The organism is Vibrio syngnathi (genome assembly GCF_002119525.1).
Taxonomy (GTDB): Bacteria; Pseudomonadota; Gammaproteobacteria; order Enterobacterales; family Vibrionaceae; genus Vibrio; species Vibrio syngnathi.
In genome coordinates, this window is sequence record NZ_CP017916.1 from 2,172,966 (window position 1) to 2,197,142 (window position 24,177).

The 24,177-nt window shown below is 44.9% G+C and carries 21 protein-coding genes and 1 pseudogene; 10 read left to right on the forward strand and 12 right to left on the reverse strand.

Annotation, left to right across the window (positions count from 1 at the left end; all coding sequences use genetic code 11):
* Positions 1–11: 11 nt before the first annotated feature.
* From K08M4_RS09905 to K08M4_RS09915, 3 genes are all read right to left on the reverse strand, one after another.
* Complete coding sequence (locus K08M4_RS09905; RefSeq protein WP_086049735.1) at positions 12–2,363, reverse strand: zinc/cadmium/mercury/lead-transporting ATPase; 2,352 nt, start codon at positions 2,361–2,363, stop codon at positions 12–14.
* Between the two features lie 173 nt (positions 2,364–2,536).
* Positions 2,537–4,000: an MATE family efflux transporter gene (locus tag K08M4_RS09910; RefSeq protein ID WP_086049736.1), complete on the reverse strand. Its 1,464-nt coding sequence runs from the start codon at positions 3,998–4,000 to the stop codon at positions 2,537–2,539.
* 206 nt (positions 4,001–4,206) lie between these two features.
* Positions 4,207–4,623, reverse strand: a complete 417-nt coding sequence (locus K08M4_RS09915; protein WP_009847166.1) for a CBS domain-containing protein — start codon at positions 4,621–4,623, stop codon at positions 4,207–4,209.
* Positions 4,624–4,910: 287 nt separating this feature from the next.
* Between K08M4_RS09915 and K08M4_RS09920 the strand changes: the two genes are divergently transcribed.
* Positions 4,911–5,144, forward strand: a complete 234-nt coding sequence (locus K08M4_RS09920; RefSeq protein WP_086049737.1) for a hypothetical protein — start codon at positions 4,911–4,913, stop codon at positions 5,142–5,144.
* Positions 5,145–5,453: 309 nt separating this feature from the next.
* On the opposite strand, the gene K08M4_RS09925 is transcribed toward K08M4_RS09920, so the two are convergent.
* A complete protein-coding gene (locus K08M4_RS09925) occupies positions 5,454–6,410 on the reverse strand; it encodes a glycosyl transferase family protein (RefSeq protein ID WP_232460208.1) in 957 nt (318 codons plus the stop codon).
* A 131-nt stretch (positions 6,411–6,541) separates the two neighbouring features.
* On the opposite strand from K08M4_RS09925, the pseudogene K08M4_RS22310 reads away from it, so the two are divergent.
* Both K08M4_RS22310 and K08M4_RS09930 read left to right on the forward strand, forming a co-directional pair.
* A pseudogene (locus tag K08M4_RS22310) lies at positions 6,542–6,643 on the forward strand (thiol:disulfide interchange protein DsbA/DsbL); the annotation flags it as partial.
* Positions 6,644–6,842: 199 nt separating this feature from the next.
* Positions 6,843–7,337: a peptidylprolyl isomerase gene (locus K08M4_RS09930; protein ID WP_086049739.1), complete on the forward strand. Its 495-nt coding sequence runs from the start codon at positions 6,843–6,845 to the stop codon at positions 7,335–7,337.
* A 33-nt stretch (positions 7,338–7,370) separates the two neighbouring features.
* On the opposite strand, the gene K08M4_RS09935 is transcribed toward K08M4_RS09930, so the two are convergent.
* The 4 genes from K08M4_RS09935 to K08M4_RS09950 all read right to left on the reverse strand — a co-directional run bounded on the left by K08M4_RS09935 (position 7,371) and on the right by K08M4_RS09950 (position 10,984).
* Positions 7,371–8,231, reverse strand: coding sequence for a DMT family transporter (locus tag K08M4_RS09935; protein WP_086049740.1), 861 nt, complete (start codon positions 8,229–8,231; stop codon positions 7,371–7,373).
* Between the two features lie 110 nt (positions 8,232–8,341).
* Positions 8,342–9,439 carry an alkene reductase gene (locus tag K08M4_RS09940; protein ID WP_086049741.1) on the reverse strand — a complete coding sequence of 366 codons (1,098 nt, stop codon included), beginning with the start codon at positions 9,437–9,439 and terminating at the stop codon, positions 8,342–8,344.
* Between the two features lie 14 nt (positions 9,440–9,453).
* Positions 9,454–9,831, reverse strand: coding sequence for a lactoylglutathione lyase (gene gloA, locus K08M4_RS09945; protein WP_086049742.1), 378 nt, complete (start codon positions 9,829–9,831; stop codon positions 9,454–9,456).
* A 217-nt stretch (positions 9,832–10,048) separates the two neighbouring features.
* On the reverse strand, positions 10,049–10,984 hold the full coding sequence (locus K08M4_RS09950) for a LysR family transcriptional regulator (protein WP_086049743.1): 936 nt from the start codon (positions 10,982–10,984) through the stop codon (positions 10,049–10,051).
* Positions 10,985–11,899: 915 nt separating this feature from the next.
* Here K08M4_RS09950 and K08M4_RS09955 point away from each other — a divergent pair.
* The 4 genes from K08M4_RS09955 to K08M4_RS09970 all read left to right on the forward strand — a co-directional run bounded on the left by K08M4_RS09955 (position 11,900) and on the right by K08M4_RS09970 (position 16,401).
* Positions 11,900–12,511: a magnesium transporter gene (locus K08M4_RS09955; protein WP_086049744.1), complete on the forward strand. Its 612-nt coding sequence runs from the start codon at positions 11,900–11,902 to the stop codon at positions 12,509–12,511.
* Positions 12,511–13,500, forward strand: coding sequence for an efflux RND transporter periplasmic adaptor subunit (locus K08M4_RS09960; RefSeq protein ID WP_086049745.1), 990 nt, complete (start codon positions 12,511–12,513; stop codon positions 13,498–13,500). Before K08M4_RS09955 ends, K08M4_RS09960 begins: the two co-directional genes overlap by 1 nt.
* Before the next feature lie 266 nt (positions 13,501–13,766).
* Positions 13,767–15,743 (forward strand): alkyl sulfatase dimerization domain-containing protein, encoded by a 1,977-nt coding sequence (locus K08M4_RS09965; RefSeq protein ID WP_086049746.1) that lies wholly within the window; start codon positions 13,767–13,769, stop codon positions 15,741–15,743.
* A 169-nt stretch (positions 15,744–15,912) separates the two neighbouring features.
* A complete protein-coding gene (locus tag K08M4_RS09970; protein ID WP_086049747.1) occupies positions 15,913–16,401 on the forward strand; it encodes a hypothetical protein in 489 nt (162 codons plus the stop codon).
* A 105-nt stretch (positions 16,402–16,506) separates the two neighbouring features.
* Here the strand turns inward: K08M4_RS09970 and K08M4_RS09975 are convergent, their stop codons facing one another.
* Positions 16,507–19,605 (reverse strand): efflux RND transporter permease subunit, encoded by a 3,099-nt coding sequence (locus tag K08M4_RS09975; RefSeq protein WP_086049748.1) that lies wholly within the window; start codon positions 19,603–19,605, stop codon positions 16,507–16,509.
* 8 nt (positions 19,606–19,613) lie between these two features.
* The gene (locus K08M4_RS09980; RefSeq protein ID WP_086049749.1) at positions 19,614–20,729 is read right to left on the reverse strand and encodes an efflux RND transporter periplasmic adaptor subunit; all 1,116 of its coding nucleotides are present in this window, start codon (positions 20,727–20,729) and stop codon (positions 19,614–19,616) included.
* A 200-nt stretch (positions 20,730–20,929) separates the two neighbouring features.
* Here K08M4_RS09980 and K08M4_RS09985 point away from each other — a divergent pair, with 200 nt between their 5' ends.
* Positions 20,930–21,544: a TetR/AcrR family transcriptional regulator gene (locus K08M4_RS09985; RefSeq protein WP_086049750.1), complete on the forward strand. Its 615-nt coding sequence runs from the start codon at positions 20,930–20,932 to the stop codon at positions 21,542–21,544.
* Positions 21,545–21,566: 22 nt separating this feature from the next.
* Here the strand turns inward: K08M4_RS09985 and K08M4_RS09990 are convergent, their stop codons facing one another.
* Positions 21,567–22,478 (reverse strand): LysR family transcriptional regulator, encoded by a 912-nt coding sequence (locus tag K08M4_RS09990; RefSeq protein WP_086049751.1) that lies wholly within the window; start codon positions 22,476–22,478, stop codon positions 21,567–21,569.
* Between the two features lie 156 nt (positions 22,479–22,634).
* Here K08M4_RS09990 and K08M4_RS09995 point away from each other — a divergent pair, with 156 nt between their 5' ends.
* Positions 22,635–22,940: a monooxygenase gene (locus K08M4_RS09995; RefSeq protein ID WP_086049752.1), complete on the forward strand. Its 306-nt coding sequence runs from the start codon at positions 22,635–22,637 to the stop codon at positions 22,938–22,940.
* A 78-nt stretch (positions 22,941–23,018) separates the two neighbouring features.
* The gene (locus K08M4_RS10000; RefSeq protein WP_086049753.1) at positions 23,019–23,393 is read left to right on the forward strand and encodes a hypothetical protein; all 375 of its coding nucleotides are present in this window, start codon (positions 23,019–23,021) and stop codon (positions 23,391–23,393) included.
* Positions 23,394–23,486: 93 nt separating this feature from the next.
* Here the strand turns inward: K08M4_RS10000 and K08M4_RS10005 are convergent, their stop codons facing one another.
* Positions 23,487–24,005: a lipocalin family protein gene (locus K08M4_RS10005; protein ID WP_086049754.1), complete on the reverse strand. Its 519-nt coding sequence runs from the start codon at positions 24,003–24,005 to the stop codon at positions 23,487–23,489.
* Between the last annotated feature and the right edge of the window lie 172 nt (positions 24,006–24,177).

Below are 24,177 nucleotides of genomic sequence, written 5' to 3' on the forward strand. Positions count from 1 at the left end.
GAGAGCTGAACTTAATCCGCTTTAGACTTGAATCGAAGCAGACGCAGTGCGTTGAGTGTCACCAGTGCTGTCGCGCCACTATCAGCAAGAACGGCAACCCACAAACCAGTGATACCAAGCAAACTGGTCACCAAGAACACACCTTTCAAACCGAGCGCGAGTGCGACGTTTTGACGAATGTTATTCATAGTCGCTTGCGACAGTTCAATCATCGCAGGCAGCTCAGTTAAACGGTTGTGGGTCAGTGCTGAATCTGCCGTTTCAAGAGCAACATCCGTACCGCCACCCATAGCTATACCTACATTCGCCGTTTTCATCGCTGGCGCATCGTTGATGCCATCACCGACCATCGCCACGTGCGATTGTTGAGATAGCTTTTCAACGTAAGACACCTTGTCGCTTGGCAATAAGCTTGCCTTGTACTGCATACCAATCTTACTGCTGATCGCTGCTGCGCTTCGTGGGTTATCCCCAGTAAGCATGATAGATTGAATACCCAAATCATTAAGTCGTTCAATCGCAAGCTTAGCGTCACTACGTAACGTATCTTGCCAAGCAATCAAACCAATCACAGTCGCAGCTTGCTCTGTTGATTCTTCTTGATCTTTAAGCTCAAAAGCAACGACAACCGTCTTGCCCTCGCCTTCTAATACTTCTACTTGAGAAACCACATCGGCATCAAGATCAAACATGACTTTAGACGGTGATAAAACCTGATACCTAACACCATCGACATCACCTTCAACACCGCTACCAATGAGCGCTTTCTTGTTATGTGATTCAGGAATCTCAATATTCAGCTCTTTGACTTTCGCCACCAGCGACTGCGCCAATGGGTGCGTAGAACCCACTTCAATAGCTCCAACCACACGAAGCATCGCATCTTGTTGCCAACCCGATAGAGGCTGAACATCCGTAACTTGAGGCTTACCTTCAGTCAGCGTACCTGTCTTATCGAAGGCAATCGTTTGAATTTTACCAAGCTGCTCCAGTGCTGCGCCGCCTTTAATTAGCGCACCACGTTTCGCGGCTGCTGCCAAACCAGACGTAATCGCGGCTGGAGTCGAGATAACCAACGCACACGGACAAGCAATCAACAATAGCGCTAAACCACGATAGACCCATGTTTCCCAAGGCTGTGCGAACAACAATGGGGGCGTAATAATCACTAACAATGCAACCAACATCATTAACGGTGTGTACCAACGGCTGAACTTATCAAGGAAGCGTTCCAGTGGTGCTTTACGAGATTCCGCCTCTTCAATCAGGTGAAGAATACGGTCAATCGCATTTTCACCTTGCTTAGAGGTGATAGTAATACGTACAATTTTATCGACCACCACAGCGCCCGCCATGATGCTGTTGCCTTCGATATGCTCGACAGGAACAGACTCACCCGTTAGCGCACTTTCATCAAAGCTTGCAGCGTCGGTAATCAGTTGACCATCAGCAGGTAAACGAGAGCCCGCCGCCACTTCAATCACGTCACCAGGAACAAGTTCACTTACTGCAACTTCAACACGTTCGCCGTTGATAATCTTGGTGGCATTTTCTGGCACCAATGCCATGAGCGCTTGAACGCCACTTCTTGCTCTTGATGAAGCAAACGCTTCTAAACGCTCACCAATCAAAAACAGCAACAGAACCATCGCCGCTTCAGCGGTTTCGCCAAGGTATAAAGCACCGAGCGCGGCAACACTCATTAAGGTTTCGATTGCAAACGGCGTACCTGAACGTGCCAACTGAACTGCTTTCTTGGCCACCGGATATAAACCAAGCAAACAAGTTACAGTAAACAAGACTTCGCTTAATTGAGGAGAAGTACTTTTCAAAAGCGCAGCGAAAAGCATTGCGGCTGCAATCGCGATGATCTGAAAGTTGGGTTGGATATACGCTTGCCAAAAAGTCTCAGGTTGTTGTTTTTCTTTTTTAGAACCGACTTCCGAAAGAGGAAAACCCGTTTTGATAGAGACCTGTTCAATGGTGTCGGCAAGACTTTCATTGTCGAATTTCACAACCAGTTTTTCGGTAGCAAAGAGAACCTTCGCTTGAATAACACCGTCAATATTACTGATCGCGTTTTCTATTTTTTTTGCACAAGCTGGGCAGTCCATTCCGGCGACCAGCCAACTTTTGGAAAATTGGGTGTTAAGAGACTCAGTTAAGGGCAGCCGGTCTTCTTCTCCACTGTCTGAACCACAAAAATCATCTGCTGATGCAGAAGCCGTCGTAGAACTGCAGCATGATGATGAAGTGCCTGCGGCTGTAATACTGGTAATTTTGAGACTAGAACAGGTCGCCCCAGTCTCTTGCGGTTGAACGTCCACTTTTGTTGAGCGGCACGCTGCGTGTTTTGCGCACATAATGTATCTCCTTAATACTCAAAAGCCTTGAGGTTGTTGCTGACTAATCACAGCAACAAAACCTTAAGTTCATCAAAAGTATAAACCTTGGAGACTACTCCAAGGTCAAGAACAAATTGTCCAAGTCCAAGAAGAAATTTACAAACCACCAACCTTATATTGGAGTGTCGCTGTTATTGCGACTTGAGCTCTTTACACTCCTCTCTGTTTGCCGATACATCATCAATAAGAACCGCATCGTGAGAACAGAATGGTTGTGTATTCAAGCTGACTATCGACACATCGTCTTCTACAGGATCAACTTGAGAACCTTGCATCAGCTCGGCAATATGATAGCGAAGCACTAGAGTACCGAGTATTCCGAACAAAACATTACCCAAGGCTTGCCCATACAATACACCCAATGCGCCATACCATTGCGAGCCCAAATAAACGAACGGCAATGTACCGAGAGTGGCTTTACCAAGATTCAGCGCTGTCGAGTAAAGCGGTTTACCTAGGTTATTAAAAGACGTGTTGGCAACAAACAGTGCGCCGTTGAAGGTGAAAGTCAACGCGACATAAGTACAGAATGCAGCAACAATAATTGCCGCATCACCTTGCAGGCTAAAGCCTTGAATCACATAGTCTTGGACAAAGTATAAGAGAATACAAACGGCGATGGTGTATGCCGTAGTAACCAGTAATGAGTTGTTGAGTGTTTCTTTTACTCTGTCCATTCGCTCGGCACCAAAGTTTTGCCCAATGATGGGGCCTACAGCGCCAGACAAAGCAAAGATAACCGCAAAACAAACCGGCGTCAGGCGACCTATCACTGCAAAGCCTGCGACAAAATCCTCACCATATTGTGCGATACCGGTTGTCACAATCGCATTACCGATAGGCGTTGCGGTATTAGTGATAATGGCAGGGATTGCTATTGCTAAAATCGGGCGAATATTAATGCGCCATTGTGTCAAAGAAGGCGGAGCCACCAGCTGGTGACTGCGAATCAAAGGGTAAAGCGAGAAAAAGAGCACCGAAAAACGAGCAAAAACAGAAGCGATAGCCGCCCCTTCGATGTTCCAACCACAACCAAAAATAAACAGAGGGTCGAGAATCGCGTTAACGATACCGCCCGACAAGGTCGCCCACATCGAACGTTTAGCGTCACCCGCCGCTCTCAAGCCAGCACCGGCCGCCATTGCCAATGCTAAGAAAGGGCCACTTGGTAATAATATTTGTAGGTAAGCTTGAGCTCGCTCGGCAGCAACCCCTTTCGCCCCTATCGCGGCTAACAGCTCTGGGATATAGGCGAACATCACCACAGTAATAGTCGAACTGATGACAAAAGCAGTCAGCATAATACTGGTTGCGAGGTTTCGAGCGTGTTCTTGATTCTTGGAGCCAATAGCTTTAGACACTAATGCGCCCATGGCAATGGAAGCACCAATCGAAACGGAGGTAGAGAAAAATGTCAGCGTACCTGCAAAACCCACAGCCGCCGCCAACTCGACTTGTCCCAACATACTGATGAATAACATATCGAGTAAATCGACAACGAATAATGCCATCAAACCGACAGAGCCAGCCCCCGACATCACCAGTATGTGGCGCATCGTTGAACCTTCTACAAACTTCGCAGTTTGATTTGACATGAAACCTCCAAATGTTGGAACACCACAAGATAAAACTCTATAAGCTAGTCAGCCACAAGCTAGGGATCTACAAAAAGATCCACCAAGAAAAGCTCTACAAAGAAAAAAGGCGCTAGTGCGCCTTTTCAATTGAGGGTATTGAGAAAAATAATCGTTCTTAACACGCCACTATACATGATGTTTGAAACTATACATGATGTTTGAAGCTATACCTGATGTTTGAAGCATTCATCTAAGTTCTTGCCTATTGCTCTCAAAACATCGGTTCGAGTGATCATACCCACTAGCTTTTTGTTATCGAGCACAGGGTAGGCTTTGGGTTTTCCAACTTGCATCATATCGGCCAATTCAATAATGGATAATTCTGGCGATACCGAGAGAACTTCTTGGTACATACAATCACCCACAATATGCGTGTCTTGGCAGAAATAACTCACCTTCACTAACTTCTCGAGTAAATCTTGTTCAGAAAGGAAACCAATCACTTGCTCATTATCATCAATGACTGGACCACCCATATGATGGCTGCGCATTACTCTGTCTAACGCGAGACTTAACGGCATGTCAGGAGTGAATGTCACAACCTGTGGCGTCATGTAATCTTTCACTTTAATTGAATGCATTGCGCTCTCCCTAAAATACGTTTTGTTATCGATTTTTCTATCGTGTTACCTTAATTGTTGTCTAAAATCTTGATTTTACTAAATGGATTTCAACAATTTTATTAATAGGTAAAACCTACCAAAGCAAAAATCGACGTCACAGAAGGCGTGCAAGCCTATCTATGAAGCAAAAAAATTAAACATCACTTACAAACTCTTACCTTTGATTCTTCACGTAAACTGGCCTGAATACATAAATACTGTAACCTTCATCACACTAATAATAAAAAGCTCAACTTAGGTGATTTATGCAACACGACAACAACATGTACGCGTATGTTTATGCAGACAATGAAGGTACAGAGAACACACTTATCGCAACTATCGACAACCAAGAAAAGCCCCTTATCTCAAACTGTTTTAATGAGATAAAACGCATGTCAAACTTAGCGATTGATCTTGCCGTAGAGCACAACTTGAAAGTAAAACTGGTTAAATACGAAAGAGAACAAGAGATCGACTTCGGCCTATTCCTAAAATAGCGCAGTCATAACGCATGTCTTGATCGACAAGTTCAAGCAACATGATCAATGGCACAAACACTGTTGTAGTAACAGGTTATGAGCAGGCGATCACCTTGACAATGATCGCCTATTTTATTCAACAGCGAATACCAACCACGATAGATGCCCAAAAAACACGCACAAAAAAGGCCAGCATTCGCTGACCTTCTTCCATTCACGATTTAAATCGCTATACGTTATTTGCTAACTCTTAACTCTCAATTCTCAATTCTCAATTCTTAATTCTTAATTCTTAATTCTTAATTCTTAAAGACTAGCTAATAACTACTAACGAGTACAATACGCTTCCCACAGACACACAGCCTTTGAATAAGCTTCAGCCTTATCGTGCGTTTCTGCAAATAGAATCGCCGTCATACTGTCCACAACACTGTTCGCCATCAGTTCCATTTCTCCTTGTGGTGTACCCAGTACACATTCAGAAGGCAAAGGCAGTTCCGCATTCATCGAGCCTTCCCAGTAGAAAGATTCCACTTTCTCAGGAGAACTCATCCAAACGGTTTGACTCACCTTAGGGTTGTATTCTGCTTCGCCATTCATGCCTTTGAATGAAATCACCGAGTGGGATTTATTACCAATGACATGCTCAACTTCAGCGTGTAATTGAGGAAATCCAGGGTGAAAACTACCACGCAAGCCGAAACGTGCACCACCAGGGTTTAATGCACGAACAACAGTATTAATCGGTGTTCTCAGTCCGTAACGGTGTTTCCAACCAATCATGGTTTGAGCTTGTGGGGCGAAGTTCGCCAAAGGCAAGTAAGCGATGCCATCTGATTCAAGGATCTGCTTTGCGTCTTGTGGATCTTTTGCGCTGCGAACGCCGACACATTCTAAATGCGTCTCAACATGTGTACGGCCACTTGGTTTGTCCATGTAACCATGCATTAGTACTTTATAGCCGTTGTCAGCTAGAATTTTTGCTGCCAACAGGTTCCAAGGTTTTCCACTGGCGTTATCGTTACGCTTACCGGCATAACACGGCCAATCAATATCGGCGCCTAAATCTGGCACTCGAGATTGAAACGCTTTTACAAAACCTGCGATCTCTTCATTGGTTTCATTCTGCACACGAATCAACATCAGTAGCATAGCCATTTGGTCGTCACCGACCTCTCCGCTTAAATACTCATCCATGATGCGGTAGGCTTGTTCGAACGACAAAGGCTTACGCCCTCTTTCCCCTCGTCCAACTGTACGAATACACTCTAAAATACTACTCATTGATTGTTTATTCTCTTCCGTTGATATCAATAAAATTCGAATACGTTTTCGATTCTATGACACCCGCAGTTCATTGCAAAGCGATTCAGGTGCAACTCCCTAATTAACAATTCGCGGATTGATGTAAATTAGTGCCAGCAATGCTGATTAACAACAAATACACCGTTAAGCCAGATAACATCAAATGCGACGAAGAGTACAACCAACGAGTCAATTTCCTGCTGACTCTCTAGGGCGTGTTAGACATCTCAAAGCCAATGATTCCATCGCAGCCTTTCTTATATAAAGTCCCCTAGCCACCCATCAGCCCAGTAAACCGCTTGGGAAGTATTATTCTGGCATCCGTCGTTATTTCTCATATACTGCACCCTATTACGTCATCCACTACTCTGTAGTACTCAAAATATTAGTACTCGAACATTGGGCACCTTTATGATTATTCTGACCACTAACTTTGGCGACATCGAAATTGAACTTAACCTTGAGAAAGCGCCAGTAAGTTCAAAAAACTTCCTTAAATACTGCCAAGAAGGCTTCTATGAAGGCACCACATTTCACCGTGTGATTGAGGGTTTCATGATTCAAGGTGGTGGACACACTATCGACATGACAGAGAAGCCAACACACGCACCTATCGTCAATGAAGCAAATCGTGGACTAAAGAACGTGATTGGTTCAGTGGCAATGGCTCGTACTGATGCTCCACATTCTGCAACGGCGCAGTTCTTTATCAACCTTGACGACAATGATTTCCTAGATCACACCGCGACCAGCAACGCAGGTTGGGGTTACGCAGTGTTTGGCAAAGTATCGGCAGGCATGGACGTGGTCAACAAGATTGCGCTTGCACCAACCACTACTCGCTGGGGACACGAAGATGTGCCGTGTGAAGACATCGTGATTACTAAAGTCACTATCAAAGACTAAGTAGTAGAATGAAACCCTCGCTCTAGACGAGGGTTATTTTTTTCGCGACCATTTGATGTAACAAAATAGCGAACCAATAATTACCGCTCCGCCTAGTAGCTTTTGCATCTCAACCGTTTCACCTAGCATGCTCACACTGAGTAACAGTGTCCATACTGGCTCAAGAATCATGATTAATGCCGCCACTTCCATGTTCACGGAATGCTGACCAACGGTTTGCAATAAGTAACGGATAGACGTCGCGATCACCGCAGACACGATAAACCAGAAGACTAAGGTTTGGGTTATTTCGAACTCTGGTTGAGCGGTCATAGACGCAAAGGCTAAGCCACTCGCCCCCACCACAAACAACTGCACACAGATTGATGCGATAGGTTTGATATTGGTAATTACACGTTTGTTCATCACAAAGTGAACGGACAACAACATCGATGCTAATAGGAAATAGATCTGACTCTGCTCAACGTGCCAGCCGTTAGTTAGGGTCAGTAGCAACATACCGATAATCGCAATTGGAAATGACATCCAGAAGGCACGATTAGGCTTAACTCGAAATATAATCCAAGAGACAAACGGCGCGATGATCATAGCTAAGCTCATGATAAACGCTCCTTCCGACAAACTTTCCGTCATCGATACCGCAAATACCCATATTTGCAATGAAGCAGACAGCAACAAGCCAACGCCGCAAAGAGAAAGTATCTGCTTAAGCGAAAGCTTACGAATGTGATGAATACAAAATGGCAAAAGAATCAAACTCGCGACGAAGAATCGCACACCAATGAACACTGGCCCAGGCATTTCTAACACCACCAGCTTAGATGCAATCCATCCAATCCCAGCTAACAGGGTAGCAAATAGGAGATAAAGCTCTCCGCGCATCGCTTTCATCATCTTACTTGGTCCAATAACAAAAAAAGCAACCCGACTCTGCAAGGTTGCTTTTTATAAACATTCAACAGGGTCAAGATACTATCTCAATACTCTGTTTCAGGCAGCAGTTTTTAGCCTGCGTATTCAGGGTAATCCGTTAAACCTTTTTCAGCACCACCAAACAATGTGTTTGGATCGTGCGCTGCTAATGGGTAACCATTTTGAATACGAGCGGGTAGATCTGGGTTTGCTACGAATGGACGACCGAAACCAACCATATCAGTTACGCCTTCAGCAACCGCTTTTTCGCCGCGCTCGCTGTCGTATTTACCTGCGTAAATCAGCGCACCATTGTAAGCTTTACGAACCGCTGCTTTAAACGCTTTTGGCGTTTCAGGTGCGTCGTCCCAATCGACTTCTGCAACGTGTAGATAAACAATGTTGTATAAGTTAAGTAGCACCGCCGCCGCCGTGTAAGTCTCTACTGGCGTAGCGTCAACCGTACCATTCAACGATGTGAACGGAGCAAGGCGAACACCTACACGGTCAGCACCAATCGCTTCGACCATAGCTTCAACCACTTCACCTAGGAAACGTAAACGGTTTTCAATTGAGCCACCGTATTCGTCAGTGCGGTTGTTTGCTTCAGAGTCGATGAATTGGTTAATCAAGTAACCATTCGCGGCGTGAAGTTCGATACCATCAAAGCCCGCTTCAATCGCGTTCAAAGCCGCTTGGCGGTATTGACCAACCACATTTTTGATGTCTTCTTTCGTCATCTCACGAGGTTCAACCACATCCACAAAACCCGGTTCATCAGTGCCATTATCGATGAATACTTTTACGTTTTCTGCTTTAAGTGCAGAAGACGAAATTGGTTGTTCACCACCAATGTTGTCTGGGTGTGTTACACGGCCTACATGCCAAAGTTGAGCGAAGATAACGCCCTCTTTTTCATGTACTGCATCGGTGACTTTTTTCCAACCCGCAATCTGCTCATCAGAGTAGATACCCGGAGTCCAAGCGTAACCTTGACCCATAGGTGAAATTTGTGTGCCTTCTGCCACAATCAAACCCGCAGAAGCGCGCTGAGCGTAGTAAGCCGCCATCATGTCGTTTGCTGAATTACCAGGTTGCGTTGCGCGAGAACGCGTCATCGGTGGCATAACAATACGGTTTTTAAGCTCGATATTACCAAGTTGAATTGGTTGAAATAGTGCGTTGGTCATTGTTATATCCTCGATTAACCTAGTTGAATCAGTTCGATTTGGTAGCCGTCTGGGTCAGTAATAAAAGCGATATGAGTTGAACCACCTTTCACTGGACCCGCTTCGCGAGTGACGTTGCCACCTAGCGATTTGATCTTGTCGCATGCTGCGTAAATATCGTCTACACCCAATGCCAGATGACCAAACGCGCTGCCCATCTCGTACTCATTAGTATCCCAGTTGTACGTTAGCTCGATAGTCGTGCCACCTTGTTCGTAGCCAACAAAAACCAATGTATAGCGGTAGTCTTTGTTTTCGTGGCGTTCAAGTTCCTTCATTCCCAATACCTTGGTGTAGAACTCGATAGACTTGTCTAAATCAGCAACTCGGATCATTGTGTGTAGGAATTTCATATTTCACCCTTATTAGCACCACAAGTATGGCGCCGTTATTATTTTGAGTGGAGGTTATCCACTAATCTCTGAGTGAAATAATACGATTCAGCGAGGAATTAAGGAAATTATCAAAAATTCTCAATGTGATAATTTTTTGTTATGAACTTTATGACTAGCACGAACTCAATGACACAAAAAAGGGAAGCCAATGCTTCCCTTCGAGTTAGACTCTCAATTAAAACCGTAAACGCCTATCTTTAAGCGCATTCGACATTGAGTCTGATGTACTGATGACTTGTTCTCTAAACCATTTATGAGCGGGGTCGCTGTTCTGCTTCTTCAGCCAAATCAGATAGTGGGACATCGGCTGGTATTCAAAGGGTGGCTTAAACAGCTGCAAACTTAATTTTTCTTGGAATTGCACGGCCATAGATAAAGGCACTACCGTGATGTAATCGGATTGGCTACACAGCAAGATATTACTGAACAGTGAACGCCCATGAAACACAATTTTACGTTGGGACAGATCCAAAGAAGTGTAATGATTCAAACTGCGAACTTTACGTCGTGTTCTGTCTAATACGGCATGCTTTTCACTCAGGAACTGGTCTTCACTGATTTCACCTTGGATTCGCGGGTGATCAGCTCGACACACGATCACAAACTCGCCTTCATAAAGTGTTTCACTGACGATACTTGGGTGCTCAGGCACCACGATATCGATCATGGCATCGAACTCTTGAGTCAAAAGATCTTCGTAAATTCGCTCATCACTGTCTGGTTGATCAAAGACTTCTAATGACAAGTTTTGATTAGGAAGCGCCGCAAAACTATTGAGCAGTACCCACTGTAAGTGCTCAGGCGCAGAAATCACAAACTTACGTTCAGAAGATTGCTCATCAAAATTGGTCATCGACTGAAACACGCCATTGAGTTCATTGATCGGCGCTTTGATCTGTTCATACAAGCTTTGGGCATAAGACGTAGGCGCAACACCTCTTCCTTTACGAACAAAAAGCTCTTGGCCAATCTCTTTTTTTAGGCGGGCTAACGCGGTACTGATGGTCGATTGGTTGGTACTGAGTTGATCCGCAGCTTTGCTTAAACTGCCCTGCTCCATCACCGCAGAAAACACGGCAAGTAGATTGAAGTTGGGGATGTCATTACTCATATATCATTATTCGTTAGGCGACCATAAGTACTATGCTATCGTAAAAACGATAGAACATACAATTGTCTCGCTTTTCATGACACTTTGTTCAACGCATTGGGATATACATTTGACCAATAATAGCTACAATATTTTTAATTCAACATTCAACAAAGACTTCTTTTCTAACAACTATACTCATACATTGGGCATATCATTAATATAGCTTGCAAATACTCAGTGAATAACTCCCTTTACGGACCAAACTTATTATCAGTCATATATATTTCATCATTCATATCCATCACTCTTTCTAGTGTAAAAAATGTGTAAAAATATCAATTTCAATAAATTACTTACTGATGATTTTATTAATCATTTCCTTGATCCAAACCAAGTTAATGAACAATGTTTTCTATGTCTATATGAGCCTTTTCAAATAAATCGACCTACCGATTTAGAGTTATAACTACTAATCGTAATTACGATATTATCAAATCGTAATTCTGGGTAGATACTGGTCAAAACTCTTCCTATTATCCTGCTAACAAATCAATTATCAGCCCAAACAGAAAACTGACAAATGTTTTACTTTGGTATGTCAATTGTCATGGAAGAGCCCCTCGATTGCCGAGGTAATACACGTAATAAAGACAGTCGCTGAAAAGCCGCACGAATATTAATTCGAACGCCTCATAGCCATCTAATTTACGTCTGCTGACAAATAATAGAGATTGATTTGTAGAGGAGCATATTCGCTTCTTGATACCGAGAATCGGTTGTCTGGACTGAGCAATATCACTTTAAATGTCATCTATTACTTTTGTTTATTATGAGCACCAATCTACCCACATAATAAACATCTACTTTTTAAGATGTCATTAAAGGTGACTTCTAGGCTGCAAATTCTCTCTTCTTATTGATGTAGGTTGAGATATGAACTTTATAAAAATCGTTTTCCAGAAGATCTGGGCCGTTGCTATGGTCTTGATTAAATTCTGCCTGTTTATGGCGGTGATGTTTGCTGGTGCATGGGCTCTCGCACCATTGGGCACTATCCATTCTAAAGACATCGACATGTCTCAATTCAACAACCATCCCAATGAAATGATGATGAACTTCTTCCAGATGGAGTCCTTCTCTGGTTACTTGTTCTCGGTGACAATTGCTGTGGTATTAGCCGGTGTTTACGGCATGTGGCAGTTGCATGAACTGGGGGTGCATAAAGCAAAAGAGCACAAAAGCGCTCACGTACAAATCGTGTTTGCACTGTCACTTTGCGGGCTCTTTATCAGCAAAACATTCTGGGTTATCGCCTTGGTTATCGCGTTGGCGAATTGGAAGCATATTGGTCAATCACTAAGTGATGTGATTCGCCGTGGTGTACAGCCTAAACAAGACGCCACCAATACAGAGACTACCGTAGCCCGTGTATCACCAGAAAAAACAACTGCAGAGTCACCTCAAACACAACAGTCTCCAGTAGAACAGGCTTCAGAAGAACAGGCTCCAACAAAACCATCCCCTACAGATAAAGAGGTCGCATAATGAAAGAGATGATGATTCCATACATCCTAATTGTATGGTCACTATTTGCGACAGGCGCACTTAAGAAAAACTTCAAGAACTACACGTGGGCTGCTATTGGCGGCGTAATGATTCTTGCGGTATTAGCGGTGATCTCTCGCTTGTGGGCGCCCGTTGATTTAACCAACTCAACCACAGTGAAAGCACCGCACGCGGTGATGTCACCTATCTTTGGCCAGCAGATCGACCAAGTGCTTGTTGAGCACAACCAGATGGTTAAAGAAGGCGACGTAATTTACACACTCGTCGACATCGATTCTGCCGCAGACAAAGCAAAGATCGAATCTTCAATCGTTAAAAAAGAAGAGCAGATCAAGCAAATGACTCGCGACTTAGAGCGCGCTGAAACGTCACCTGAAATCTTCAATATGCGTGACGTAGAAAAGTACGACTCCGATCTTCGTGTGCTGCACGCTGAACTTGTGTCGCTGAAAGCCGATCTGCAAAAAGTAAACTGGGCACAAGAAAAGAAAACCGTTAAAGCTGAGTTTGACGGTCAGGTATCGATAGTGAATATCGCTGAAGGTTCTGTAATGGGTAACATGCACCTCTACAACACCAGCAAAAAGTTCCTTGAGATGCGTATTTCAGACCAAACTTACGGTTATGTTCAAGTAGGAGACTTCGCTGAGTTCTTTGTTGATGCATACCCAGGTCACGTGTTCCGAGCAAAAGTACACAGCTTTAATGCAGGTACCGGTGAGTCGAGTATTTCTCCACTTCAGGGGCCACAAAGCGTCGGTCAACACGTGGTAAGAAACGGTAATGGTTTAGGCCGTACTATCGTACTTGAGATCATCGAACCAGAAGGTTACAACATCCCTATTGGTTCAACTGGCGCGGCTTGGATCTCGGCTGAGAAGCCACATCCGTTCTGGGGCTTCATCGATGTAATCGGCGCAGCAACGGTTCGCCTACAATCTTACAAGTCATACTTAGGTGCTTGGTAAGTACTGAGGTTCTCGGTAAAAACTTATATAACAGCTATTAGTTCCAAATTAAATGCCCCGAATTTCGGGGCATTTGTGTATCTGTTACAAGCTCGACTTACTAATTGATTTAGATCAAAACAAATCGACAATACAATCACTGGATGAATAAATCATCGTAAAAACGATATATCGATATCCTATTAGCGCGTAGATAACGACCTCACCCACCTCTATCATTTGGCTCAAGAAATCCAATTCCTGTATCCAAACATAAGGTCACTACCATGACTAATATATTCAAAAAAATGGCACTTCCTGTTGCTATCGCGAGCGCTCTACTTGCTTCTGGTTTTGCATCTGCAACTGCAACTGTAGAAGCGACATCAACAGTAGGCCAAGAACTTCAGACAGCAAATGCTGCGCAATACCAAAACATTGATCTTGATGCTCGCTACAAGAGCGAAGTTCTATTCGAACACAAATCAAACCTATTCTGGGGCAAAGGCGAACGCATCCAAGTTGTATCAAAAACGGGCGACTCATTGGCTTACACTGAAGAATCTGACCACGTTCATCCAATCCTAACCAAGCATGGTCGTAAAATGGACCAAGCAATCATTAAAGTGGATGACAACATTTATCTTGGTTACGGTTTTGGTCTAGACACCCCAGTCATGATTGAAGGTACTGACGGCATCATCATTGTTGATCCAGGCGAGTCGGTAGAAATGGCTCAATCGGTTAAAGAGCAATTCCGTCAAATCACGGATAAGCCAGTTAAAGCTATCATCTATTCTCATAACCACATCGACCACATTTCTGGTGTGCGAGCATGGGTAACAGACGAAGAAGTCGCATCAGGTGAAGTAAAAATCATCGCTGAAGAAGGCCTAACCGCTGCAGTGGCTAACTGGTCTTCAAACCTAGGCACTCTATTTGGTCACCGTACTTCTTACACCGGCGCTAAGCACGTAGAAGAAGGTGAGCACGGAACAGTAAATGACGGTCTAGGCCCACGCTTCATGCAAGGTGCAATTTCGTTCATCGAACCAAACCTGCTTGTACCAAGCCAAAGCCACATCGAAATCGAAATTGCTGGCGTGAAAATGCACATAGAGAACGTGCCATCTGAAACTAAAGATGAGCTAGTGGTTTACTTCCCAGACCAGAAAATTCTGCACGCAGCTGAAGTACTTCAAGGTGAGAACTTCCCTAACCTTCACACCATCCGTGGTACCAAATTCCGTGACCCATCAATGTGGTTCAAGGGCATCGACGTAATGCGTAAGTTCGACACTGAGATCATGATTAACTCTCACGGTCGCCCTGTTGAAGGTAAAGAAGCGGTAGCTGACGTACTAACGGCTTACCGCGATGCGATTCAATACACGCATGACCAAACAATCCGTTACATGAACAAAGGTATGACGCCAGACGAGCTAGTTGAAGTGGTTAAACTTCCTAAGCACCTTGCAGAGCACCCTTGGTTAGGTGAGCACTACGGCACTGTTGCACACGCCGTGCGTCAGATTTACGTAGGTTACAACGGTTTCTTCGAAGCGGATCCATGGCAGCTAGAACCAATGGCTTACGAGCAACGCGCCAAAGCATTCGTAGAGATCATGGGCGGTCGTGACAACATCCTTACGACTGCACAAGCCGCAATTAAGGCAGAGAACTACACGTTTGCAGCAGAAATTCTTTCTTACCCAATCACGGTAAACAAGCAAGATATGGAAGCTCGTGAGATGAAAGCACAAGCTTACAAAGCATGGGCTGCAGACCAAGTGAACATCAACTGGCGTAACTGGGCGCTTAACGCGGCCGCTGAACTAGAGAACAAGCGTGATTTCTCTAACATGATCAGCTTCGCTTCTGTTGACGTTCTTACTGCGCTACCAAACAAGCAGATCTTCGACATGATGACTTCAACGCTTATCGCAGAAAACTCGTTAGACGTGAACATGATGCTAACGTACAACTTCTCGGATACGAACGAAGCATTCACTATCGAAATCCGTAACGGTATTGCTCAATTGCACGAAGAAGCAGTGAAAGGCGCAGACGTTCAGATCGACACCACTCGTGCCGTATTGAACCAAATCTTGATTGCGGGTCCAAACGCTCAACAAGTGATAGGTACCAACCTACAGTCTGGTGCATTCAAGTTCTCGAATGGCGACATCAAAGGCTTCGGTCAATTCATGAGCTACTTCGATAAGCCAATGACTCCAGAAGAGATCATGCTCATCGTTCGTTAATTGACACACGTTAGTTAAGAGCTCGCTAGGATAGCAAGCGGATAAACATAGGGACCCTTCGCGGTCCCTTTATCTTTTGCTTATTATGTATGCTTCAAACTCCTCCGCTCACATCAACTTTATGCTATTGGAGTGATGCGAAATATATACGTCGACTTAAGGTTTCTAGATGCTAAAACGATTTGCTCTGTTTCTTTCGCTCACCTCTTCACTCACGTTTGCCTGTGGTCTTCACCAAGATACCGGATTTAGTTTGGTGACAGAGCCCGGTTCACTCGAGGTATTTGGCAACGTCATCACAGCCAGACAAGACGATGAATTCAACAACCTCAATAAGCCAGATCACTTTCGACTCTTTGCCATCAAGGCTGCGCTTTCGAAACCCCACCCCAGCAAAATTGAGTTCAACTTATTTGAAGCAATCAAAGGTCATTACAGCCAAGTGAAACTTAATAAGGGCGTCGATGTAACAGGTAGAGATACTTTGCCTACTGATAAAGATCTTTTACTGATTACAGAACTAGATGTTTTCGATGCGCTAGCAACCGGCACCATATCTTGGGATCACGCAACACTAAACGGCTTAGTGATCATCAACGGCCCGCAAGATAAACGAGAGCAGCTTGAAGATTGGTTCAGTGATATTTTTGAAGGGTAGTTGGAATGAATTTAGTGAGAGAACAACGCCATAATCGAACCAGATACGGCTCGATTATGGGCAATTGAAGTGACGTTAAATTGAAGAGGCTTAGTTAAAGATAACTTATACGGCTTGAGTCGCGATGGTTTTGCGCTGATTTTTAGTCATCAAATGATAAACCACAGGCACAAAGTAGAACGAGATAAGCGTGGTTAATACTGTGCCGCCAACAATCGCGACCGCGAACGGAGGCCAAAAACCACCGCCCGCGATGATCAACGGCATAAAGCCACCAACGGTTGTAATCGTGGTCGAACTGATATGTCGAGTACACGACATCACCGCCTCAACTACCGCATCCACATTCCCAGAGGAAGCCTCCTTGTCTAGCTTCAGTTCGGTCAGAATCACAATGGCCGCGTTAATCGCTAAGCCCGCAATCCCGAGCATAGCGATGATCACCGTAAAGCCAAACGGATAACCGAAGATCCACACCGACAACAGCCCTAACCCACCAGCCAATCCTGCTACCATGAAGATGATGCTACTCATTCGGAACGAGTTGAACGACATCACCACCACTAACACCATCAATACCACCACAACGGCGACATTCGAGATCAGGCTATTGACTGAATTATCTCGTTCAGCAGATTCACCACCAAAACCAATCGTGTAGCCTGATGGCATCTGATAGTTTTCTAGGCGTTTTTGGAATTCATTGAGCACAGTTTGAGGTAAGACACCCGCTTCAATGTAGCCCTCAATGGTATTCACACGTTGCCCATTTCGGCGGGTTATCGCGCCGCGACTGGTCGTCAATTCAAGTTCGGCCAGTGTCGATACGTTAATACCTGTCGAGTAGACATCTGAACTGATTGGTAAACGGATATTGCTTAAATGCGCTAAGTTCTCACGCGCATCATCCGCAACACGAACACGGATTGGTACCGACTCACTGCCTTCAATCACAGATCCACTTTCACGACCTGTCAGAGTAGTTTGCAGCATACCTGCGAACTGGTTCAATGAAATACCGTTGAGTTTCGCGGTATCTTCATCGACCTTCAACCACACCTTCGGCGTACCCGGTTGTAGCGTTTCCCTTGTGTGCGTCACATGAGGAACACCCGCCAAAATCAATCGCACATCCTCACCAATCGCTTTCAACGTATCGAGGTTTTCACCATACACTCGCAGTTCAACGGGCGCGGTAAATGGAGGCCCTTGGTTAAGCTTACGTACCAAGATTTGTGCTTCCGGCACCTCTTCATCCAACACCTTTTGCAACTGTGGAATTAGCGCATTGGCTTGGTCAAAGTTCTCTGTTTTCACCATGGCTTGCGAGAAGTATGGCGCGTTATTTTGCCTTGCTTGTAGGTTGTAATAGAAGGATGGGAAGTTTGCGCCCACTAGCCAATCAATGCGTTCCACTTCAGGGTAACGATGAATGATGTCGTCTATTTTTTCAGAAGTGTTTTTGGTGGCGTAAATGCTCGCTTGAGGTGGCATATACGCCTGAATCTCAAACATATCTCGGTCTGATGGCGGGAAGAATTGCTCTGTCAGCTGAGACATACTCCAGTAACCGGTAAACGGTACCAATAACACCAAAGCAATCGTGATGATTGGATGCGTGACGCCAAAGCGAACAGAAGACGAAAACCAACGCGTCAAAGCCGGGATTCTCAAACCCGTCATGTACCAATGGTGCTGCCCTTTCTTGTCGACATCACTGAGTTGTTTCGGCAGTAGCTTGGTCGCCAATCCTGCGATTAAGGTGTGCGAGATGATGTAAGAGCCGATCAATGAGAAAGAAACGGTAATCGCAATACCACCGACAAATTCACCCGATGCACCCGGCATCAAGATAATCGGAGCAAACGCCAACACGGTAGTTAAGGTTGAGCCTAATAACGGCACCCATAAATGCTTCAATGCATTCATGGTCGCTTCAGCGCGCTGTTGCCCTTTCAAGCGATACGCTTGAATGGTATCGACCATCACCACCGCGTTATCAACCATGATCCCGAGCGCCACAATTAGGCCTGTCACCGACATTTGGTTAATCGGCACACCGGTTATTTTCATGATCGACAAGGTCAATAATGAGGTTAACGGCAGAGAAATGGCGACTAAGATCGCGGCACGTACGCCTAAAGTGACAAACAGCACAATCAAAATCAGACCGAAACCGATCATCAAGCTTTTGCCTAAATCGTCTAAGCGAGTCTCGGTATAACCTTGCTGATTAAACAGCACTGTCACCTTAACGTTACTTGGTAACTCTTGCTCAAATTTACCAATCAGAGCATTAGCTCGCGACGTCCAATTATCAACTCGCAGATCAGGATGCATTCTTGCCGCGACAATCACACCCGGCTCACCATCAATAATGGCAATCTGGTCTTGCGGGGTTTTCTCACCACGCCTCACAGAAGCAATGTCTTCCATACGGATGATGTGACCTTTGCTATCAGTGGCTATTGGCACTTGCTTAATACGTTCAATAGAATCGAGTTCAGATTTAATTTCTAAGCCAAAGCGAGAATAAGCACTGACCAATTCACCGGCAGAGTTTTTCGCATCTGCTCCTTCCAAAGATTCTGCGATATTGGCACTTGAACGACCAAGCGCGGCTGCATCTGCGGTACGTAAACTGATTTGAATCTCTTCTTGTGGCATCCCGTATTCATCAACGAATTCAGTACCCGACAAAGTTCTTAGTCGCTTAGCGAGTTCTTTGGCATAACGACCCAGCGTTAACCTGTCAGGTTCACCTGCACCAGACCAGGTTAGAGATGCGATGGTTGTGAAAGCATAAGTATGGTCGCTATCGAGATCGGGAGAATGAGAGCCCGCAGGCAAAATGGATTCGATGTCAGATAGCTTGTCGCGAGCTTGAGACCAAACCGGCTCAGGCTCGGTGATGGTGTCATTCAATTCTAAGGTGACAATAGACACGCCCGGCCTTGACGTCGAGCTCACGAGTTTAACTTCACTCAGCTCACGCAGCTTGTTCTCGATAACTTCTGTTACCAAGGTTTCAACACGCTCGGCACTGGCGCCGGGGAAACTGGTAGTAATGTTCGCGTAACGGTTGATGATCACCGGATCTTCTGCACGCGGCAACGTCATGAACGCAGAAATACCACTCACCATCAGCAGTGCGGTCATTAAGATAAGCAGTCGAGTGTTGGAAATAGTCTCTATGATTTTCATGCTATTTCCTATTCAGCAGTAACGCTTGCTGGCTTCACGGTTTGTCCCGGAACTAAACGATGTAAACCACTGGCAATCACTTGTTCACCGTCTTCAATCGCCCCACTCACGTACGCTTGTTGATTGTTAGCAAACAACACTTGAACACTTCGGCGCTCAACTTTGTTGTCTTCACCAATCACAAAGATGTTCCACACACCGCGCAATCCATCAATCAAACCCGTTAATGGCACCCAGTAGCCTTGGTCGTCAATCTGATCGTCAAATTTCAGATAAGCAAGTTGACCTTCTAAAACAGACGCTTGCTCAGGGAAAAGATAACGTAAGCCGACACTTCGAGATTGAGTATCCACCATCGCCCCCGGATTAAGCAGGCTCACAGCGAAATCGTCTCGCCCGACACGAATACTTGGCGAGGAAACCGAGGTCACTTTTTGCATTTGATGGGCAGGAATACCAATGAACGCCTCTTTACCTTCAGAGGCAAGCAGTGTCAGGGTCGGATTGCCCACATTTACAACATCACCTAAAGAGACAAAACGTGTTGCGATGGTGCCAGAATATGGCGCAAGAATTGTCGATTTCACCAGCTTCAATTGATTGCCTTTTACTGAAGCATCAATGCGTAGCAAGTTCGCCTGCAATACACGTTGCTCACTAGTCAGCGAGTCAATCTCAGCTTCGGCACTGAAGCCCTTTGCTTTCAGTGAACGTTGACGCTTCAAGTTTGCCGCCACAAGGCTCAGTTGTGCTTTGACTTCTTCAGCCTGCGCTTTCAGTTGGCTAGACTCGGTTTCCAAAAGTTGGGTATCCAGTCTGATCAACGGCTGACCCGTTGTGACTGTGTCACCGACATCCACCAGAATCTCGTTTACTTTGCCCGCAAGTTCGAAACCCAAATTGGCCTGCTGACCCGCCTTAACCACACCGACATATTCACGCTGAACTGCATAAGAGGAAGAGAGCACCAAGGCCATCGTTTCCACGGTTAAAATGGTTTGGACGCTCGATGCCGTTTCAGTGGTTGAATCAGCCGACTCTTGGGCTTGTTCCTTTTCGCCACATCCAACAAGAAAAGCCGATAGAGATAACGCCACCGCACTTCCCTTCATCAATTTATACATACTCACTGTTCCTATGCGGTACTCAATCCTATTCTTTTTTTAGACTAACTAAACCAAACTAGACTGTCTAGTTTGATTGTGTTAAAAATAAGTTTCATCGTTAATGATTGATAAAACCATCACAAAAAGCATAATGCTTAGCGCAGAACGAAATGCATTGAACTGAGCAACACCAAGTACCAAGCAACGAGAAACAGCACGTGACCAAAATCATCAAGAGTGAACAGAAAAGATCGCAGATCTTAACCGCAGCCAGCCAACTTTTCTCTGAACATGGCTTCAAGATCAATATGGATCAGATAGCCAAAGCAGCGAACGTTTCCAAGCAAACGGTCTACTCTCACTTTAAAAACAAAGACGAACTTTTCGAAACCTGCATGCAAACCAAGTGTGCGGAGCGAGAACTCAGTCCTGCTGCCTTTGATATGGATGCTGCGGTGGGTGATGAGTTGGTGAAGTTTGGTGTGAAGTTTCAGGATTTATTACTTGATGAGCAATCTAGACAAACCTTTCAAAATGCCATTAGCCAAGCGAGTACGCATCCAGAGATCGCCTCTATCTATTTAGAAACTGGGCCTCAGAAAACCACCAAATTACTTGCTGATTATTTGCAGTCGAAAATAGACTCTGGTGATCTCACACTGTCGACATCAAGCTCACCAGTCATTGCAGCACGCCAACTGTTGCTGATGTTTCACGGAAAGTCGGCTTATTGGGCATTCTTCGGACACGATAGCGGAGAATCTGAAGAAGAAAGACTTAACTACACTCGGGAATGTGTCGCGCTATTCTTGAACGGCAATCAGCCTCGTTAATCGTTCAAGGTTCATGTCGCCGTTAACTCGCCTTTGAAGCTGACTCAAGAAGTAACTCATAGAAACGTTTAGCAGCAGGGCCTGTCTTGGCTCCTTTTGGTAAAGTCAGGTGCAGCGGAACGTGATACCCACTGCCATTTTCGACATTCAACACCATTAGCTTGTCACTTCCTCGACTTTCCACAATGTGCTTTGGTAGTCGACAATACCCAACTCCCTGCTCTACCGCGCCAAACGCATGATCGAAATTATCGACCGTAATACGCTGACTCGACTTCAACCAACCCACATCCTTTTTCTCAGCTAGCTTTTTACTGCCTTGACTAGCTTGAGCACCTAAGTCTCGCACCACAATTTGCGGCAAAGACGACAGTTGATTCAACGACACTGAAACGGCACTTGCTAACGGATGTGAGCTAGCAACTACTGGCTCCATCATCGTAAAACCAAAGGCTTCGGCTGAGTAATTAGTGATAGGCAAGTTGATGATAGCGACATCAGCCAGTTCTTGAGTCACCATTTCCGTTGTTTTAGACAAAGACGTTTCAATCACTTGTATCGATGTGGTGTTGTTCTCCGCCAAAAATGTAGCCATCGGTTGATAAAGACGTTCAAGGCAGCACAAGTGATCAACAGCAACCACAATTTCAGACTCAACACCTTTCGCTAGCTGTTCACTGATCAACTCTAGCTCGCGAGCTTGTTCCAACATACTGCTTGCACGGCGCAACAGTGATTTCCCATCCTCCGATAACACCGCCCTACGACCTTCAACCTGCACTAAAGTCACGCCTAATTGATCCTCCAATTTTCTCAAGGCATAAATCAGCGTTGTATGGCTCTTGTTTAACTGGAGTGCCGCAGCTTGAATACTGCCAGCGCGGTCAATCTCGTAAAGCGTTTGCCATTGTTCTAGGGTGGTTTTCAATCTCATCGGTCTAAAATCCTGACAGTTAATGGTCATATTATGAACTTTTCTGTCTGTTTTTTACAGGTATTATCTATTTCAACAGGCAATCAAGCCTCCTATGTTTTGCGAAATGACCATGAGTCTCAGCGCAATACCAAGTAACTGTTTGGAGAAATAACCATGAAATTATTACAAGTCGATTTTGAATTTAGCGGCCCATTTGGTGAAGAGATGTCGAACGCACTCGTTGACCTAGCAAAGTCTATTAACAACGAACCGGGCATGATCTGGAAAATCTGGACAGAAAACGAAGCTGAAAAACTGGGCGGTGGTGTCTACCTTTTTGAAGACCAGCTCAGTGCAGAGACTTACCTAGCGATGCATAGCGCTCGCTTAAAAGAGATGGGTGTTGAAGAAGTGCGTGGTGTGATTTTTGACGTCAATCAGCCATTAACTACCATGAATAAAGGCCCAATCAACGGTTAATCAAACTTGTTCATTCGCTGAATGACAACAAAGATACTGAATAGCTAAGTCGCTAAGTCATAAATAGAGAGATACGTAATGAACAATAAAACTTTTCTTAGCCTACACGGCATTATTTACGCAGGGTTTGCCATCGCACTGTTTTTTCTACCAACGGTAATGTGGCCAATGTATGGCGTGGAAATTAATGATAAGTACGCTTACTTTCTCTCTCAACATACCAGTATATTTCTTGGTGGTGTCGCTGCAATAAGCTGGTTGCTTAGAGACATTGAACCCGGCGTATCCGCGAAAAAACTCATCCAAGGTTTAGTGGTGACCAACATGCTAGGCGCCGTCATCACACTGTATGCGGCTTTCACCGGTATCTTTGTTGGCTTTGGTTGGAGTGACCCTGCGTTCTTCCTTTCACTATCGGTGCTCAGCGTGTTGCAGGTTCGTCGACAAGGCTAGTTCATACAAAACCAAACCAATAAAAAAGGAACAGATGCACTCATCATCTGTTCCTTTTTCTCAATCAACTGTCGTTAACCTAGCGCGCTCAGCTTATTTACTGTGCTCAACGTAAATCAATTCATCAGTATTGAAGCCACGCTCTTTAGACATCGCTTTGAACTTCTCCATCACTTCTGGCGCAACCTCTGGTGTTCTTGAAAGTAACCACAAGTAGTCAGTATCTGGGCCCGAAACAAACGCGTATTGGTAATTCTCTTTGTCCAACTCAAACACCACATAAGCGCCGTAGAAGGGGCCAAAGAACGACACTTTTAGATAACCCTGATCGCTGCCTTCGACAAAGTACGCCTTACCTTCCGCTTCGTTCCATTCGTCATCTTCCGCCGAATAGCCGCGGTTAATCACCTTAACGCCACCATCATCACGCAGGCTGTATTCGGCGCTGATGTTATCTAAGCCACGCTCAAACGAGTGGTCTAAACGAGCCACTTCGTACCATTTCCCTAAGTATCGATCCAATTCAAACTGCTGAACGGGCTTTACTGTTTCAGGCATGCCCACGCAACCACCCAATAGAATCACACTAAGCAGCAATAATATTTTTTTCATCCTAACCTCGGCTTGTTTTTATTAGTAATGCGAGTAAGCCTTGTGAAAACATAAACTTACATCCTTGGTAATACGTTAAATCCTTTTATATGGTTCATATAACAGTAAATTATTCAGAAGCTTATGGGAATCGTTTAGTCGGTGAATGACTCAATAGTGTTTCATTGATGTT